General features: G+C 66.1%; 15 protein-coding genes and 1 pseudogene. 7 read left to right on the top strand and 9 right to left on the bottom strand.

Features of this window, described 5'->3' with window-relative positions:
• Window positions 1–369 precede the first annotated feature (369 nt).
• Window positions 370–549, top strand: a complete 180-nt coding sequence (locus tag ACI48D_RS25210) for a hypothetical protein (RefSeq protein ID WP_435573991.1) — start codon at window positions 370–372, stop codon at window positions 547–549.
• Here ACI48D_RS25210 and ACI48D_RS25215 read toward each other — a convergent pair.
• From ACI48D_RS25215 to ACI48D_RS25250, 8 genes are all read right to left on the bottom strand, one after another.
• Window positions 541–2,055: an ABC transporter permease/substrate-binding protein gene (locus tag ACI48D_RS25215; RefSeq protein WP_435573992.1), complete on the bottom strand. Its 1,515-nt coding sequence runs from the start codon at window positions 2,053–2,055 to the stop codon at window positions 541–543. The genes ACI48D_RS25210 and ACI48D_RS25215 overlap by 9 nt on opposite strands.
• Before the next feature lie 61 nt (window positions 2,056–2,116).
• Complete coding sequence (gene hutI, locus ACI48D_RS25220; protein ID WP_435573993.1) at window positions 2,117–3,349, bottom strand: imidazolonepropionase; 1,233 nt, start codon at window positions 3,347–3,349, stop codon at window positions 2,117–2,119.
• Window positions 3,342–3,959 carry a HutD/Ves family protein gene (locus ACI48D_RS25225; protein ID WP_435573994.1) on the bottom strand — a complete coding sequence of 206 codons (618 nt, stop codon included), beginning with the start codon at window positions 3,957–3,959 and terminating at the stop codon, window positions 3,342–3,344. The genes hutI and ACI48D_RS25225 overlap by 8 nt, the downstream gene beginning before the upstream one ends.
• A gap of 23 nt (window positions 3,960–3,982) precedes the next feature.
• The gene (locus ACI48D_RS25230) at window positions 3,983–5,356 is read right to left on the bottom strand and encodes a formimidoylglutamate deiminase (protein ID WP_435573995.1); all 1,374 of its coding nucleotides are present in this window, start codon (window positions 5,354–5,356) and stop codon (window positions 3,983–3,985) included.
• Complete coding sequence (gene hutG / locus ACI48D_RS25235; RefSeq protein ID WP_435573996.1) at window positions 5,353–6,141, bottom strand: N-formylglutamate deformylase; 789 nt, start codon at window positions 6,139–6,141, stop codon at window positions 5,353–5,355. Before hutG ends, ACI48D_RS25230 begins: the two co-directional genes overlap by 4 nt.
• 23 nt (window positions 6,142–6,164) lie before the next feature.
• A complete protein-coding gene (gene hutH / locus ACI48D_RS25240; protein ID WP_435573997.1) occupies window positions 6,165–7,724 on the bottom strand; it encodes a histidine ammonia-lyase in 1,560 nt (519 codons plus the stop codon).
• Entirely contained in the window at window positions 7,721–9,448 is a 1,728-nt protein-coding gene (gene hutU / locus ACI48D_RS25245; protein WP_435573998.1) for a urocanate hydratase, read from the bottom strand. The genes hutH and hutU overlap by 4 nt, the downstream gene beginning before the upstream one ends.
• Window positions 9,449–9,522: 74 nt before the next feature.
• Complete coding sequence (locus ACI48D_RS25250) at window positions 9,523–11,193, bottom strand: amidohydrolase (RefSeq protein ID WP_435573999.1); 1,671 nt, start codon at window positions 11,191–11,193, stop codon at window positions 9,523–9,525.
• A gap of 135 nt (window positions 11,194–11,328) precedes the next feature.
• Here ACI48D_RS25250 and ACI48D_RS25255 point away from each other — a divergent pair, with 135 nt between their 5' ends.
• Complete coding sequence (locus ACI48D_RS25255) at window positions 11,329–12,009, top strand: transposase (RefSeq protein WP_435574000.1); 681 nt, start codon at window positions 11,329–11,331, stop codon at window positions 12,007–12,009.
• 66 nt (window positions 12,010–12,075) lie between these two features.
• Here ACI48D_RS25255 and ada read toward each other — a convergent pair whose 3' ends face one another.
• Window positions 12,076–13,137, bottom strand: coding sequence for a bifunctional DNA-binding transcriptional regulator/O6-methylguanine-DNA methyltransferase Ada (gene ada, locus ACI48D_RS25260; RefSeq protein ID WP_435574001.1), 1,062 nt, complete (start codon window positions 13,135–13,137; stop codon window positions 12,076–12,078).
• A 142-nt stretch (window positions 13,138–13,279) separates the two neighbouring features.
• Between ada and hutC the strand changes: the two genes are divergently transcribed.
• From hutC to ACI48D_RS25285, 5 genes and pseudogenes are all read left to right on the top strand, one after another.
• Window positions 13,280–13,999, top strand: coding sequence for a histidine utilization repressor (gene hutC, locus ACI48D_RS25265; RefSeq protein ID WP_435574002.1), 720 nt, complete (start codon window positions 13,280–13,282; stop codon window positions 13,997–13,999).
• Window positions 14,000–14,372: 373 nt separating this feature from the next.
• Window positions 14,373–14,699, top strand: a complete 327-nt coding sequence (trxA, locus tag ACI48D_RS25270; protein ID WP_036236119.1) for a thioredoxin TrxA — start codon at window positions 14,373–14,375, stop codon at window positions 14,697–14,699.
• Between the two features lie 136 nt (window positions 14,700–14,835).
• Window positions 14,836–16,098, top strand: coding sequence for a transcription termination factor Rho (gene rho / locus ACI48D_RS25275; RefSeq protein ID WP_435574003.1), 1,263 nt, complete (start codon window positions 14,836–14,838; stop codon window positions 16,096–16,098).
• A gap of 250 nt (window positions 16,099–16,348) precedes the next feature.
• The gene (locus ACI48D_RS25280) at window positions 16,349–16,618 is read left to right on the top strand and encodes a type B 50S ribosomal protein L31 (RefSeq protein WP_435574004.1); all 270 of its coding nucleotides are present in this window, start codon (window positions 16,349–16,351) and stop codon (window positions 16,616–16,618) included.
• Between the two features lie 120 nt (window positions 16,619–16,738).
• A pseudogene (locus tag ACI48D_RS25285) lies at window positions 16,739–17,128 on the top strand (glycosyltransferase); the annotation flags it as partial.

Below are 17,128 nucleotides of genomic sequence, written 5' to 3' on the forward strand. Positions count from 1 at the left end.
TGCCAACTGTCGTAATCTCCATGATGACGCCCCCCTCGGTTCAAGTGGTTGCTCGATACTTCCACTTTGGCACATCGATGCCGTTACGGGTGGGGGCGTCCATCCCATTGCTCTAAAAGAAAAGCCCACGGGGCCGGTTATGGCGCCGTGGGAAACCCAATAGATGGGAGGGGAGAATTGAATCCAACGGTTCCAATATATCTCCCGGAAAGCCCGCCCGGGCTTGTCCTTTACAAATGCTTACGCCCGTAACAGAAAGCGCAAATCTTCTGAAATCGGCGGGAACTTAACTGTCGCGCTCGATTGAGTGATCACAAATGCAATAAGTCGCTGTGCATGACAATGTGGCCTCCAGACGAGGACACGGACATGAAACTGAGCGTCAAACCGATCGCGAGAATGGTCTACCGGGCCTGGCTGCGTTCCCGGCTCGACAACTACACGCGCAGCCTGCACATCATCGCGGCCCAGCGCGAGAACGATTTCTACGCCGAGCGCATGCTGCACCGCGCGATTTCCGCTACCCGCTCCAAACTCCAGTCACTGTGATGCGCGCGCCGCGAAGCGCCGCCGTGCCAGTACGTGTTCGGCCAGCTCGAAGGCGGCCTGTGTGAGCAAGGCCAGCAGCGCGGCCGGAATCGCGCCCGCCAGCAGCATGTCGTTGTCGTTCAGCGCCAGCCCGGTGGTGATGCGTTCGCCGAAGCCGCCGGCGCCGATGAAGGCGGCGATCGTCGCCGTTCCCACGCTCATCACCGCGGCGGTCTTGACGCCGGCCAGGATTACCGGTGCCGCCAGCGGCAGCTCGACCTTCAACAGCATCTGGCGGCGCGTCAGGCCCAGTGCCAGTGCGGCCTGACGCAGCCCGGCCGGCACCTGCAGCAGGCCGGTGCAGGTGTTACGGACGATCGGCAATAAAGCATAGGCGCACAGGGCGACCAGCGCCGGCACGGTGCCGATCCGGCCCAGCAGCGGGATCAGGATCGCCAGCAGGGCCAGCGAGGGCACCGTCTGCAGCGTGCCCGCCACCGCCAGCACCGGCTGGCGCAGGCGCGGCGCCAGCGCCGCCAGCACGCCCAGCGGAATACCCGCCAGGCAACCGAGCAGCACTGCGGCCAGCACCAGCAGCAAGTGCTGGCGCGCCAGCTGCGCAAAGCCGTTGCCGAAGGTTTTGGCCAGCAGCCCGTCATGCACCGCCGGCTTGTCCGTCGGGCGTGCGGTGCTGCCGGCCAGCCAATCGCGCGCAATCTCCGCAAACGGTTTGCCCTCCAGCTCCGCCTGCGCATTCATGGCGATCATCGCGTCGTTACCGATGCGGCCTTCGAGCCCCTGCAACGCACGCCACGCCTGCGGAAACCGTTCCGGCAGGTCGAGCCGGTACAGCAGCACGGCGTCATAGCGCGGGAAGTAATGCTTGTCGTCTTCCAGCACGCGCAGGCCGTACTGGCGGATCTTCGCATCGGTCGAGTAGATGTCGATCACATCCACCTGGCGCTGCTGCAAGGCTTCGTAGGCGATGCCATGGTCGATCCCGCGCGGCTGCTGCGCTAAGGCGTAGTGCGCGGCCAGCCCGGGCCAGCCGTCAAGCCGGCCCAGGAATTCGTGCGACAGGCCGAACTTCAGATCGGGCCTGCCCGCCAGTCCGGACAGCGTGGCGATGCCGGCATCGCCACGCATGGCCAGCGCGTAGCCGTTCGAAAAGCCCAGCGGCACGCCGACGCCCAGGCCGAGCGGGCGCAGGGCCGCGCGCATTGCCTCCAGCGAGGTCGGCCTGGCATGCTTGAGGATTTCGAGGTCGATCGTGCCCAGGTATTCCGGATACACGTCGATCGCGCCGGTGCGCAGCGCACTCAGGACGATGGCGGTGTTGCCCAGGCCCTGGCGGTGCTCGGTGCGCACCACCGGCGCGGCCGTCTGCACCAGGATCTCGCCCAGGATATAGGACTCGGTGAAGCGCTTGGAGCCGACCTTCAATACCTCGTCGGACGAGGCCGCGCCGGCCCCACTGGCCGACGAGCAGACGATCCATACCAGCACCAGCAAGGCAAACCTGAGCATACGCCTCCATGTCGTGACGCCGGCGGATGAGCCACCCCGGCCACGTGCATGATAGCCGCCTTCAGCCCGGCAGGCCCAGGTTCGGTGCGCGCGGCACGCCGGCATTGACGACCAGTCGGCACGGGTTGGCGCCGATCGCATACGCCAGGTCGGCCGGGCGGGCGATGTCCCACAGGGCCAAGTCGGCGCGCTTGCCCACCTGGAGCGTACCGAGCTTGCTGCGGCCCAGCGCGCGCGCCGCATTCACGGTGCAGCCGCGCAGGGCTTCCAGCGGCGTCATGCGCCACAAGGTGCAGGCCATGTTCATCGCCAGCAGCAGCGAAGTCATGGGTGAAGTGCCGGGATTGCAGTCGGTGGCCAGCGCCAGCGGCACGCCGGCTTCGCGCAGCAGCGGCAGCGGCGGCATCACCGTCTCGCGCAGGAAGTAGTAGGCGCCCGGCAGCAGCACCGCCACGGTGCCGGCGCGTGCCATCGCCGCCGCGCCTTGCGGCGACAGGTGTTCGAGGTGGTCGGCCGACAGGCCGCCATACTCGGCCACCAGGGCCGCACCGCCTTGGTCGGACAGCTGCTCGGCGTGCAGCTTGACCGGCAGCTGGAGCCGCCGCGCCGTCTCGAACACGCGCGCCGTCTGCGCATGCGAAAAGCCGATCCGTTCGCAGAAGGCGTCGACGGCGTCGACCAGGCCTTCTTGCGCCAGGGCCGGCAGCATGCGTTCGCAGATGGCGCCGATGTAGTCGTCGGGGCGGCCCGCGAATTCCGGCGGCAGCGCGTGCGCGCCGAGAAAGGTAGTGGCCACGTTCACCGGCAGCACCTCGCCCACGCGGCGCGCCACGCGCAGCATCTTCGCTTCGGACTCCAGGTCGAGCCCGTAGCCGGACTTGATCTCGAGCGTGGTCACGCCCTCGGCCAGCAGGGCCTGGATGCGCGGCCGGCTCTGGCGCAGCAGCTCGTCCTCGCTGGCCGCACGGGTGGCGCGCACGGTCGACATGATGCCGCCGCCCTGGCGCGCGATGTCTTCGTAGCTGGCGCCGTTCAGGCGCGCCTCCCATTCGTCGCTGCGGTTGCCGGCGTGGACGATGTGGGTGTGGCAGTCGATCAGGCCGGGCGTGAGCCACAGGCCGCCGCAATCGTGCTCGCGCGCCGCCGCCGGCGCTTCCTTGCGCGATCCGACCCAGGCGATGCGTCCGTCCCGCACCGCCACCGCGCCGTCTTCGACGATGCCGTAGCCGTCCGCCATGGTGGCCAGGCGCGCGTTGGCGAACAGAAGGTCGAACTGCGCGGCCCGCTCACTCATAGTCGCCGTCGCCTTCCTCGAGATCTTCCTCGCTGTCGTAGTAATGGATGTCGGCGATGAAGATCACCCCCTGCCCCGCCTGCAGCGTCCAGGTCGTGCCCTGGTCGAGCAGCACGGCGTCGTAGCGGACCATGTTGATGCGCTGCTCGTCGCTGCACAGTTCCAGGCTGTCGCCTTCGGCCAGGAACAGCACGGTGACGGGCGCGCGCGCGACGAAGCGCGATTCGCCGCTCAGCACGCGCCGGCCGAACTGGTGGTAGCAGCGGTCGATGCGGGTCATCACGTTGAAGTCCACGCTCGGTCCGCGGCTCAGCTTGGCCACCACGGGAGACTCGCCGTCGAAGGCCGCCACCGGATCGGCCTTCGACAACATGATCGTCTCCTCGCCGATCTCGAGCGTCATGCCATGTCCCTCGACCAGGGCCAGGGTGCGTTCCACGCCGGGGAACTCGGAGAAGGCGCCGTCCTCGGCGATGGTCGCCAGGCTCACGCGCCAGTCGAAATCCTCGAAGCCGGCATCCGGCGGGAACACCGCGATCTGGGTCGTGCTGCCGCCGCCGTTCTTCCAGGGCACCTGGGCCAGGCTGGCATAGGGAATGAGCATCGTCATGGGGTCACCTCACCGATCATCAATCACATCGCGCGCAGCGCGCGTACGGCCTGCGTATAGCGCCGCGCGACCGCATCCTGGTCGACGTGGCGCCCGTCGCGCACCACCCACCGGCCGCCGGCCAGCACGTCGCGCACCAGGTTGTCGTTACCGCAGAACAGGAAGCGGCCCAGCACCTCGCCGGTGTCCAGACCGTCGAGGTTCGGATGGGCGCCGTCCAGCACCAGCAGGTCGGCGCGCCGCCCCGCTGCCAGCCTGCCGACGGCACGCCCGGACGTCTGGGCGCCGCCGCGCAGCGCCTGCCGCCACAGGTAGGTGCCGACGTCGCGGCAAGCATCGTCCACGGCGATGTTGCGCTGCCGGCGCGCCAGGCGCTGGCCGTATTCGAGCCAGCGCAGTTCTTCGACCGGGCTCTGCGACACATGGCTGTCGCTGCCGATGCCGAACACGCCGCCGGCGGCCAGGTAGGGCGCGAGCGGGAACAGGCCGTCGCCGAGATTGGCCTCGGTGGTCGGGCACAGGCCGGCGACGGCGCCGCTGGCCGCCAGCGCGGCCACCTCACCGTCCGACAGATGGGTCGCATGCACCAGGCACCAGCGGCCGTCGACCTCGACCCGCTCCATCAGGTAGTCGACCGGACGGGCACCTAGCACCTCCAGGCACTGCTGTACTTCGAGCTGCTGCTCGGCGATGTGGATGTGCAGCGGACGCCCGGCCGGCAGTCCGGCCACCAGCTCGCGCAGCTGGCCGGCGGACGCCGCGCGCAGCGAATGCGGCGCCGCCCCGACTTCGAGCTGCGGCCCACGCTGCGCTTCGAGTGCCTCGACGATCCGCAGCACCAGCTCCGGATCGGTACGGAAGCGCTGCTGCCCGGGTTTCAAAGGCTGCTCGCCGAAGCCGGCGTAGCCGTACATGACCGGCAGCAGGGTCAGGCCGATGCCGGATCGGCGCGCCGCCGCGGCGATGCGCAGCGCGGTTTCGGCCGGATTCGCGTACAGCGCGCCGCCAGGGTCGCGCTGCACATAATGAAATTCGCAGATCGCCGTGTAGCCATGGCGCAGGCACTCGACCTGCAGCTGGGCGGCCACCGCTTCCATCTGCTCCGGCGTAATGCGGCCGGCAAAGCGGTACATCAGCTCGCGCCAGGTCCAGAAGCTGTCCTCGCTGCTGCCCGCCCGCTCGGCCAGGCCGGCCATGGCGCGCTGAAAGGCATGCGAGTGCAGGTTGATCATCCCCGGCAGGACATAATCGGCTTTCTCTACACCTGCCAGCGCGTCGGCCCCGGGTCGGACCGAGCTCAGGTCGCCCCGCTCGTCCCATTCCAGCAGCACGTCGGCGCGCCAGCCTTCGGGCAGCAGGGCGTGGCGCGCGAACAAAGCGCTGGTCGACATGCTCATTGACGCACCCACTCCACGGCCGCGCCGAGCAGTTCGCGCAGCAGCGGCTGCACCTGGCCCGCCAGGTCGGGACGGTAGTCGAACGGCGCCGCCTCGTTCATGTACAGGCACTGCGCCATCTCGAGCTGGACCGCGTGCACGTTTGCGGCCGGGTTGCCGTAGAAGCGCGTGATGTGGCCGCCCTTGAAGCGGCCGTTGAACACGAAGGAGTAGCGGTCCTGGCTGTCCACCAGCTTGATCAGCGCGCCCTCCAGTTGCTGCGAGCAGGACTTGCCGTCGGCGGTGCCGAAGTTCAGGTCGGGCAGGCGGCCGTCGAAGAAGCGCGGCACGGTTGACGCGATCGAGTGGGCATCCCACAGCACCACGCGGCCGTGCAGCGCCAGCAGGCGGTCGAGCTCCGCGCGCAGCTGCGCGTGATACGGCTGCCAGTAAAGCGCCAGGCGGCGCCGGATCTCGGCCTCGTCCGGCTCCATGCCTTCGCGGTACAGGCGCTCGCGCCCGAAGGTGTCGACCGGGCACAGGCCGGTCGTGTCCTGGCCCGGATACAGGTTGCTGTCCTCCGGCGGGCGGTTCAGGTCGATCAGGTAGCGCGACCAGCGCGCCGACAGTACCGAGGCGCCCATCTCCGCGGCGAAGCCGTACAGCTCGGCCAGGTGCCAGTCGGTGTCGGCACGCGCCGCCGCGCATGGCATCAGGCTTGCTGCCACGTCGTCGGGAATGTCGGTGCCCACGTGGGGCATCGATACCAGCAGCGGCAGGTGGCCCGGTGTGAACCTGAAATCCATTGCGTCTCCTGTGACTCCGGTGTTTAGGGATGCAGCGCGGCGAACAGGTCGCGGCACGAAGCGGACAGCTCGCCCTCCATCACCATCTTCTTCGCCAGTTCGATGTCCGGTGCGAAGAAGCGGTCTTCGTCGAAGGCCGCCACGCGCCCGCGCAGCTGGGCGTGCACGTGCTCCAGATGAGCGGAGCTCGTCAGCGGCCGATGGAACTCGATCCCCTGTGCCGCCGCCAGCAGTTCGATCCCGACGATGACACCCGTATTGTGCGCCATCTGGTCGAGACGGCGCGCCGCGAAGGTGGCCATGCTGACATGGTCTTCCTGGTTGGCCGAGGTCGGCAGGCTGTCGACGCTGGCCGGATGCGCCAGCGATTTATTCTCCGAGGCCAGCGCCGCGGCCGTCACGTGGGCGATCATGAAGCCGGAATTCAGGCCCGGCTCCTTCACCAGGAACGGCGGCAGCCCGGACAGCGTGGCATCGATCAGCAGCGCGATGCGGCGCTCGGCCAGCGCGCCGATCTCGGCGATGGCCAGGGCCAGGGTGTCGGCCGCGAAGGCCACGGGTTCCGCATGGAAATTTCCACCCGAAACAACCGTGCCCCCGTCCTCCTGGAAGATCAGCGGGTTGTCGGTCACGGCATTCGACTCGATCAGGAGCGTGCGGCCGGCCTGGGCGATCAGGTCCATCACGGCGCCCATCACCTGCGGCTGGCAGCGCAGGCTGTACGGGTCCTGCACGCGCTCGTCGCCGACCAGGTGCGAGGCGCGGATCGCGCTGCCGGCCACCAGTTCGCGGTAAATCCTGGCCGCCGCGATCTGGCCCGGCTGGCCGCGCACCGCATGCACGCGCGGGTCGAACGGGGCGTCGCTGCCGCGCGCGGCATCCAGCGACAGCGCGCCGGTCACCATCGCCGCTTCCAGCAGGCGCTCGGACATGAACAGGCCGTGCAGCGCCAGCGCGGTCGACACCTGGGTGCCGTTGATCAGGGCCAGGCCCTCCTTCGCTGCCAGCACCACCGGCTCGATCCCGGCCGCCCGCAGGGCCGCGCGCGCCTCCATCGGTTCGCCCTTCATGCGTACCTGGCCGACGCCCAGCATGGCCAGGGTCATGTGGGCCAGCGGCGCCAGGTCGCCGGATGCGCCGACCGAACCCTGGCAAGGAATGGCCGGCATGATGCCGGCGTTGTACAGGGCGATCAGGGTGTCGACGATCAGCGGACGCACGCCGGAATAGCCGCGCGCCAGGCTGCCGATCTTGGTCAGCAGGATCAGGCGCACGACGTGGTCCGGCAGCAGCTCGCCGGTACCGACCGCATGCGACAGGATCAGGTTCTGCTGCAGCTGTTCGAGCTGGGCCTGCGGGATGTGGCGCTTGGCCAGGATGCCGAAGCCGGTGTTGATGCCGTAGGCCGGATCGCCCTTGGCGACGATCGCCTGCACGGTGGCGGCCGAGGCCTCGATCGCCGCGTAGGCGCTTGGCGCCAGCGACAGGCTGCCGGCGTGCTGCCAGACGGCGCGCAGCTCGGTGAGGCTCAAGGCCCCCGGTTGCAGGGTCAGATGGTGCGGTGCTTGTTTCATGGTGCTCATTTGATCATCGGGAGTGTCAGGCCGAAGCGCTTGGCGGCTTCGATCGCGAGTTCGTAGCCGGCGTCGGCATGGCGCATCACGCCGGAGGCGCAGTCGTTCACCAGCACGCGTGCCAGGCGTTTATCCGCGGCTTCGCTGCCGTCGGCGACGATGACGACGCCGGCGTGCTGGGAGTAGCCCATGCCGACCCCGCCGCCGTGGTGCAGCGAGACCCAGGTCGCGCCGCCGGCGGTGTTCAGCATGGCGTTCAGCAGCGGCCAGTCGGAGACGGCGTCGGTGCCGTCGCGCATGGCTTCCGTTTCGCGGTTCGGGCTGGCGACGGAACCCGTGTCGAGGTGGTCGCGGCCGATCACGATCGGCGCCTTCAATTCGCCGGTGCGCACCATCTCGTTGAAGGCCAGGCCGGCGATGTGGCGCTCGCCCAGCCCCAGCCAGCAGATGCGCGCGGGCAGACCCTGGAAGGCGATGCGTTCGCGCGCCATGTCGAGCCAGCGGTGCACGCGCGCGTGCTGCGGGAACAGCTCCTTGATCTTCGCGTCGGTCTTGTAGATGTCTTCGGGGTCGCCGGACAGCGCCACCCAGCGGAACGGGCCGCGGCCCTCGCAGAACTGCGGGCGGATATAGGCCGGCACGAAGCCGGGGAAATCGAAAGCGTTTTTCACCCCCTGGTCGAGCGCGACCTGGCGGATGTTGTTGCCGTAGTCGACCGCTTGCGCGCCCATGTGCTGGAAATCGAGGATCGCCTGCACGTGGGCGGCGCAGGATTCGCTCGCGGCCTGCTTGAGTTGCGCATGCTGCGACGGATCCTGCTGCGCGGCCTGCCACTGCGCGACGGTCCAGCCGCGCGGCAGGTAGCCGTTGATCAGGTCGTGGGCCGAGGTCTGGTCGGTCACCAGGTCCGGCACCAGGCCGCCCTCTTTTGCGCGGCGCACCAGTTCGGGCAGCACGTCGGCGGCATTGCCGAGCAGGCCGATCGAGACGGCTTCTTTTTTGTCTTTGTACTGGCGGATCATCTCCAGCGCTTCATCGATGCTGGACGCCTGCTTGTCCAGGTAGCGGGTGCGCAGGCGGAAGTCGATGCTGCTCTGCTGGCATTCGACGGTCAGCGAGACCGCACCCGCGAAGCTCGCGGCCAGCGGCTGCGCGCCGCCCATGCCGCCCAGGCCGGCGGTGAGGATCCAGCGCCCTGCCATGTCGCCGCCGAAGTGCTGGCGCCCGGCTTCGGCAAAGGTTTCGTAGGTGCCCTGCACGATGCCCTGGGTGCCGATATAGATCCAGCTGCCGGCCGTCATCTGGCCGTACATGAACAGGCCCTTGCGATCGAGCTCGTTGAAGTGTTCCCAGTTGGCCCATTTCGGCACCAGATTGGAGTTGGCGAGCAGGACGCGCGGCGCGTCGGCATGGGTCTGGAACACGCCGACCGGCTTGCCGGACTGGATCAGCAGGGTCTGGTCGTCCTCGAGCGTCTTCAGCGAGGCCAGGATCTGGTCGAAGCAAGCCCAGTCGCGCGCCGCGCGGCCGATGCCGCCGTAGACGACGAGGCGCTGCGGATTCTCCGCCACCTCGGCATCCAGGTTGTTCTGCAACATGCGGTAGGCCGCTTCGGTGAGCCAGCTCTTGCAGGCAAGCTGGCTGCCGCGCGGGGCGCGGATCACGCGCGCCGGGTCGAAACGTGGATCGGCGCCGCCTTGTTCAGCATGCGGATGGGGGGAAGCTTGGGTCATGGCAGGCTCCTGGGATATTTCTAGAAAGTCTAGGTTGTCTATACAACTCAGTCAATCCCCCCACCGTCATTTGCTTACTTCTTTTGATAGACCTGGCGGCCGGCCACCCAGGTTTCGAGCACGGTGGTCTGGTAAATGTCGTAGGGGGACATCTTGAACAGGTCGCGGTCGATGACGATGAAGTCGGCGTACTTGCCGGCTTCGAGCGAGCCCAGCGTTTTTTCCTGGTGGCCGGCGTAGGCTGCGTCAAGCGTGAAGCAGCGGAAGGCTTCCTTGAGCGACATCTCCTGTTCCGGGTACCAGCCGGCGATCGGCTGGCCGTGCTTGTCCTGGCGGGTAACGGCGGCGTGGATGCCGAAGAAGGGGTTCGGCGCCTCGACCGGGAAGTCGGAACCGCAGGCGATGCGCGAACCCTGCTGCAGGAAGCTGCGCCAGGCGTAGGCGCCCTTCATGCGCTCCGCGCCGATGCGGGTCTCGGCCATGTTCTTGTCCGAGGTCGCGTGGGTCGGCTGCATCGACGGGATGATGCCGATGCTCTTGAAGCGCGGGATGTCGTTCAAGGTCACGACCTGGGCATGCTCGATGCGGTGGCGCTGGTCGAGCGACTTGTTGGCCGGGATCTCTTTTGCGAAGGTATCGAGGATCTGCTTGTTGCCGGCGTCGCCGATCGCGTGCACGTTCACCTGGTAGCCCTTCCTGATGGCCTTGGTGATCATGGCGTCGATCTCCTTGTTCGTATGGAACAGCAGGCCGTGCGAATGCGGATCGTCGCTGTAGGGCGCCAGCAGGGCCGCGCCGCGGCTGCCGAGGGCGCCGTCGGCATACAGCTTCACGGCGCGCAGCGCGTACATGTCCTTGCCGTAGCTGTTGACGGGCCCGTTCTTGGCCAGCTGGTCGAAGTCCGCGCCGGTGCCGCCGATCATGGCGTAGATGCGCGCGGTCAGCTTGCCGTGGTCGGCATAGTCGCGGTACAACTTGTCCTCGCCGACCGTGATGCCGGCATCGTGCACGCTGGTCAGGCCGACGCTGGCCATGTTCTGGAGTGCCCGGTCGAGCATCACGCGGCCTTCCTGCTCGGTCTGCTGCGGCAGCACCCTGGTGACCAGGCCCTGGGCGGCGTCGACCAGCACGCCGGTGGCGACGCCGTTCTCGTCGCGCACGATCTTGCCGCCGACCGGATCCGGGGTCGCGTTCGTGATGCCGGCCAGCGCCAGCACGCGGCTGTTGGCCCAGCCGGCATGGCCATCGACGCGCTCGAGCCAGACCGGGCGGTCGCTGACGGCGCCGTCGAGTTCCTTGGCGGTCGGGAAGCGGCCCAGCTTCCAGATCTCCTGGTTCCAGCCGCGCCCGCGCACCCAGGCCTGCTGCGGGTTGGCGCGCGCATAGTCGGCGATCGACTTCAGCGCGCCATCCAGCGAGGTGGACCCCGACAGGTCGAGCTGGGTCAGCATCGCGCCCAGGCCGAACACGTGGCCGTGCGCATCGATCAGGCCCGGCAGCACGGTGCGGCCCTGGAGGTCCACGTGCCTGGCGTTCGGCGCCTTGGCCGCCACCTCCGGCGCCGTGCCGACCGCGAGGATCCTGCCCTGGTCGTCGAAGGCCAGCGATGCGAACTGGACGATGTTCCCTTTGGCGTTCAGCGTGTAGCCGTTGGCGTTGTCGATCACGGTATCGGCATGGGCCGCGGCCATCGTACCGGCGGCGATCACGGCGAACAGGGCGGACTGCAAGGGTTTCAGGCGCATCGTTGGCTCTCCATTCTTGTAAAGAAGGAGAGTGTATAGAAAAACACAAACCGGGGTCAGAGCCCGATTTTTGTCAATTACTCAGCAGAATTTTTCAGTTCCAAAAACTCACTGCCCCGGCAAACTTGCGCACAATTGATTCCGGTCGCATATCCGAAGGGTCAATATCTTACGTTTGGGGTTCTTGCCTGCTCTGCCTTCACCATGCCACGTCCACGCCGCGCCGTTCTTCCTTCGATTCCGCTGCATGTGATCCAGCGAGGTAATAACCGATTGCCCTGCTTTCACCTGCACAATGATTACCTGGCCTACCTCGACATGCTCCGCGAATGTGCATTCGACGCCGGCTGCGCCATTCATGCTTATGTCCTGATGACTAACCATGTTCATCTGTTGCTTTCGCCAGATACTGCCGATGGCGCAAGCACGATGATGCAGCGGCTGGGTCAACGTTATGTCCAGTATTTCAATCGCCGTCATACGCGTACCGGTACATTGTGGGAAGGGCGCTTTCGTTCAAGTTCGGTACGGGATGAGCGCTATTTCCTGATCTGCCAACGCTATATCGAGCTCAATCCGGTGCGGGCACATATGGTGGATGCGCCGGCTGACTATCCATGGTCAAGCCATCGAGCCAATGCTTATGGTCAGGAGAGTTCCCTGATCACTCCTCATTCCTTGTATGCAAGCTTGGGCGACATCCCAGCGCTGCGTCATGCTGCATACCGCCATTTGTTCGGTGAAGCCTTGTCGGAAGACTTGCTTGACGAAGTAAGAAAGGCCGGCAACGGGAACCGCCCACTGGGCATTGCGTAATACCCATCACGTACTAATGGGATCTAAGCGCGAAGCCATTTCCAAAAACCGGGCTCTGACCCCGGTTTAATCTTGCGCAAGCTCGCGCTCCAGCAGCGCCCGCTTGCGCTCGACACCCCAGCGATAGCCGGAAATCGACCCGTCATTGCGCACCACGCGGTGACACGGGATCGCGACCGCCACCGGGTTCGCGGCGCACGCCCCAGCCACGGCGCGGGCGCCCTGCGGCATCCCAAGTTGCGCCGCCAGCGCGGCATAACCCAGCGTGCGGCCGGCCGGGATCGCGCGCAGCGCCTGCCAGACGCGCTGCTGGAAGGCGGTGCCGCGGACGTCGAGCGGCAGGTCCAGCCCGATGCGCGGCGCTTCGACGAAGGCAAGCACCTGCACCACGGTACTTTCAAATGCCGGTTCGGCGCCGATCAGGTCGGCGCGTGGAAAACGGTCCTGCAGGTCGCGCACCAGCGCGTCCGGATCGTCGCCCAGCAGGATCGAGCAGATGCCCTTTCCGGTGGCGGCCACCAGCAGCGCCCCCAGCGAGCACTCCGCCACCGCGAAGCGGATCGCCTCGCCGCCGCCACCCGAACGGTAGCGCTGTGGCGTCATGCCCAGGACCCCGGATGACGCCGCATAAAAGCGGCCACTGGAATTGAACCCGGCGTCGTAGACGGCGGCAGTCACGCTGGGCGCCTGCGCCAGCCCGTGCTTGAGACGTTCGGCACGCCGTGCGGCCCCGTAGGCCTTCGGGGTGATTCCGGTTTGCGCCTTGAACACCCGATGAAAGTGGAAGCGGCTCATGCCGCAGGCGCTCGCCAGCGTAGCGAGATCCGGCTCGTCGAGCGCGGCATCGATCAGCCGGCAAGCCTGCGCCACGGCGGCGGCCTGGCGCTGGGCCAACGGCGGCTGGTCCGGCTTGCAGCGCAGGCAGGCGCGGAATCCGGCCGCCTCGGCTTCTTGGCGGCTGGCATGAAAAGCGACGTTGACGCGCCGCGCGCCGCGCGAGGGGCACGACGGCTGGCAGTACACGCCGGTGGTACGCACCGAGTAATAGAAAAGGCCGTCGGCCTCGCGCGTACGCTGCTGAACCGCGGCCCAACGTTCGTCGTCGGTGCTGAAAGCTGGCTTATCCATGGTAGCCTCCATAAGTCGAATACAACCATGCTAACGGCGAATGGCCCAGCCGTCATCCCGGGTCTTGCTTTCAAATTGCCTGTGCCGGACAATCCCCTTCGCACCGCCCCCGCGGCCCGCCATCGTAAAGCAGGAGAACAATTTGGAACAGCACAGCGAACAGGGCGCCACGCCGATTTTTCAGCGCATCAAGGATTACCTGATGGGAGAAATCGCTTCCGGCCGCTGGAAGGAAGGCGACCTGGTGCCGTCCGAACAGGCGCTGGTGCGCCAGTTCGGCGTCTCGCGCATGACCGTCAACCGCGCCGTGCGCGAGCTGACGGCCGAACAGGTGCTGACACGGCGCCAGGGCGCGGGCACCTTCGTCGCGCCGCAGAAATACCAGGCCACGCTGGTCGAGATCCGCAACATCGCCGACGAGGTCCGCGCGCGCGGACACGCCCACACCAGCCGCCCGCTGCTGCTGGAACAGGCACCGGCTGGCGAAGCGCTGGCCCTGCAGTTCGAACTGGCGCCGGGCACGCCGCTGTTCCATTCCGTGATCGTGCACCACGAGAACGGCCAGCCGATCCAGGTCGAAGACCGCTGGGTCAACCCGGCCTGCGCCCCCGCCTACCTGGAGCAGGACTATACCCGCGTCACCCCGAACGAACATCTGATGGTGGCCGCGCCGCTGCAGGGCGCTACCTACAGCATCGAGGCGCTGCCGGCGCCGCGCGAGGTTGCCGAGATGCTCGACATCGCCGCCGGTGCCGCCTGCCTGGTGCAGAGGCGCCGCACCACCTCGCAAGGGCGGGTCGCGACGGTGGCGACCATGTGGCATCCCGGCCAGCTGTACAAGTTCACCGGCAGCGTCGGCTGAGCCGCAGCCGGGTGCTTGTCGCTTGTACCACGCAGCAAAATAAATCCGCCGGTCCATGGTCGGACGGTGCAATCGTCGGCAATAATAGGATCAGGTCGAACCGCCTGGAACCTGCCAGCCGCTTGCCGGCAAGCCCTACCCCCCCGTCCCGGCAGCCCGGCACATGTCATATTCTGCGGCGCGCTCGCAGCGCGCGGCAACGTGTTAAGATTTTGTACAAAGCTTGCGAACACGTTTCAGGAAAATCGGTTATTATTTCAGCTAACCCCCGCCTGACACCCCCTTGCAGCTCTTCCACTATTGAATATTGCACACAGTGTCTCCACCATTGTGCGTTCAGGCGTTAATTGACCTACCTCTCACTGAGGAAAACATGAGCGAAAACATCAAACACATTAGCGATGCATCTTTCGAAACCGACGTGCTGAAATCCGAGCGTCCGGTCCTGGTCGACTTCTGGGCCGAGTGGTGCGGCCCCTGCAAGATGATCGCCCCGATCCTGGAAGAAGTCGCTAAAGAATATGACGGCAAGCTCCTGATCGCAAAGATGGACGTCGATGCGAACCAGGCCGTACCGGCCAAGTTCGGCATCCGTGGCATCCCGACCCTGATCCTGTTCAAAAACGGCGTGGCAGCCGCGCAGAAAGTCGGCGCGATGGCAAAAGGCCAACTAACTGCTTTCATCGACAGCAACATCTGATACCATAGCCGGCGGCAGTGCGCCCGCACTGCCGCCATTCCGGTCCGGGAAGGCCATCGACCCCGATACCTCCCTCGTTATTAACCCACGCAGTTCCCTCCCCTACCTTTATTTCCCGTCACGGGACACCCGACACATGCACTTATCTGAACTGAAGGCAATGCACGTCTCCGCCCTTCTGGAGATGGCGATCAGCCTGGATATCGACAACGCAGCCCGCCTGCGCAAACAAGAACTGATGTTCGCGATCCTCAAGAAGCGCGCGAAACAAGGCGAACAGATTTTCGGCGACGGCGCGCTCGAGGTACTGCCTGACGGCTTCGGTTTCCTGCGTTCGCCGGATGCGAGCTACATGGCGTCGACCGACGACATCTACATCTCGCCTTCGCAGATCCGCCGCTTCAACCTGCATACGGGTGACTCGATCGAAGGGGAAGTGCGTACGCCGAAGGATGGCGAGCGTTATTTCGCGCTGGTCAAGGTGGACAAGGTCAACGGCGAATCGCCGGAAGCCTCGAAGCACCGCATCCTGTTCGAAAACCTGACCCCGCTGCACCCGAACCAGCCGCTGCGCCTGGAGCGCGACATGAACGGCGCGGAAAACATCACCGGCCGCATCGTCGACCTGATCTCGCCGATCGGCAAGGGCCAGCGCGGCCTGCTGGTGGCCTCGCCGAAGTCCGGCAAGTCGGTCATGCTGCAGCACATCGCCCACGCCATCACCGCGAACCACCCGGACGTCACCCTGATCGTCCTGCTGATCGACGAGCGTCCCGAGGAAGTGACCGAGATGCAGCGTTCGGTGCGCGGCGAAGTGGTCGCCTCGACCTTCGACGAACCGGCCACCCGCCACGTGCAGGTCGCCGAGATGGTGCTGGAGAAGGCCAAGCGCCTGGTCGAGATGAAGAAGGACGTCGTGATCCTGCTGGACTCGATCACCCGCCTGGCGCGCGCCTACAACACCGTGATCCCGGCCTCGGGCAAGGTCCTGACCGGCGGTGTCGACGCCAACGCGCTGCAGCGCCCGAAGCGTTTCTTCGGCGCCGCCCGTAACGTCGAAGAAGGCGGTTCGCTGACCATCGTCGCCACCGCGCTGATCGAAACCGGCTCGCGCATGGACGACGTGATCTACGAAGAATTCAAGGGCACCGGCAACATGGAAGTGCACCTCGAGCGCCGCCTGGCCGAGAAGCGCGTCTACCCGGCGATCAACCTGAACAAGTCGGGTACCCGCCGCGAAGAGCTGCTGATCAAGCCGGACCAGCTGCAGAAGATCTGGATCCTGCGCAAGCTGCTGTACTCGATGGACGAGATCGAGGCGATGGAGTTCATCCTCGACAAGATGCGCGCAACCAAGAACAACGTCGAGTTCTTCGACATGATGCGTCGCGGCGGCTGATTCCGGCCGTGTTGTAACCGGATCCACGAAAAGGCGAGTCGCACTCGCCTTTTTTCTTTTGTGCAAGCGCCATCGCCCTGCATGATGTCGCGCCCGCCCCATCCCTGAACCCGGCAAGGTTGCCTCGCGGCTCCGAGTCACATATAATCTCCGGTTCCTTACCACAACCGGCAAGTGATCGGCAATCGGGTCAAGAAGCAGCATGACCGACGAAGTGCCTTTTGGCTACCAAACTAACCGAGGCAACACCATGAAAACCGATATCCATCCGGATTACCGCGAAGTCGTCTTCCACGACCTGTCCTGCGATTTCAAATTCATCACCCGTTCGACCATCGCTACCCGCGAAACCATCGATTTCGAAGGTAAGCAATACCCGCTGGTCAAGATTGAGGTGTCGGCTGAATCGCACCCGTTCTTCACCGGTAAGCACAAGATCGTCGACACCGCTGGCCGCGTTGAGAAATTCCGCCAGAAGTTCGGCACGGTCGGCTCGAAGACCAGCGTCGCCAACGGCTAATTCCCTGGCGAGCGAACACCCGGAAGCCTGTTGGTTTCCGGAAAAGGAAGCCTTGGGGCTTCCTTTTTTTTTGCCGCTATACTAGCCGGCATTATTCCAACGCATCACGCAACACTATCGATGAAACCAGTCCGCCTCCCCGCCGCCGCCACCCTTGCGCTGCCACGATGGGCCTTGTACGCACTTGGCCTGTTGTACATCCTGCCGGGCCTGATCGGACGCGATCCGTGGAAGGACGATGCCGCCAGCTTCGGCATCATGTGGACCATGGCGCACGGCGGCTTCCAGGACTGGCTGCTGCCCAACATCGCCGGCCTGCCCTCGCCCGAGGAAGGGCCGCTGGCCTTCTGGCTGGGCGCGCTGTGCATCAAGCTGTTCGGCTGGCTGATGGGCGACGTGCTGGCGGCGCGCATGTCGACCATCGGCATCTTCGTGCTGGGCACCGTGTCGCTGTGGCAGACCGCGTTCCGGCTGGGCCGGCGCGCCGAAGCCCAGCCGCTGCGCCTGGCC

Origin of the sequence: Massilia sp. LXY-6 (assembly GCF_051233485.1) — a bacterium.
Taxonomy (GTDB): Bacteria; Pseudomonadota; Gammaproteobacteria; order Burkholderiales; family Burkholderiaceae_D; genus Telluria.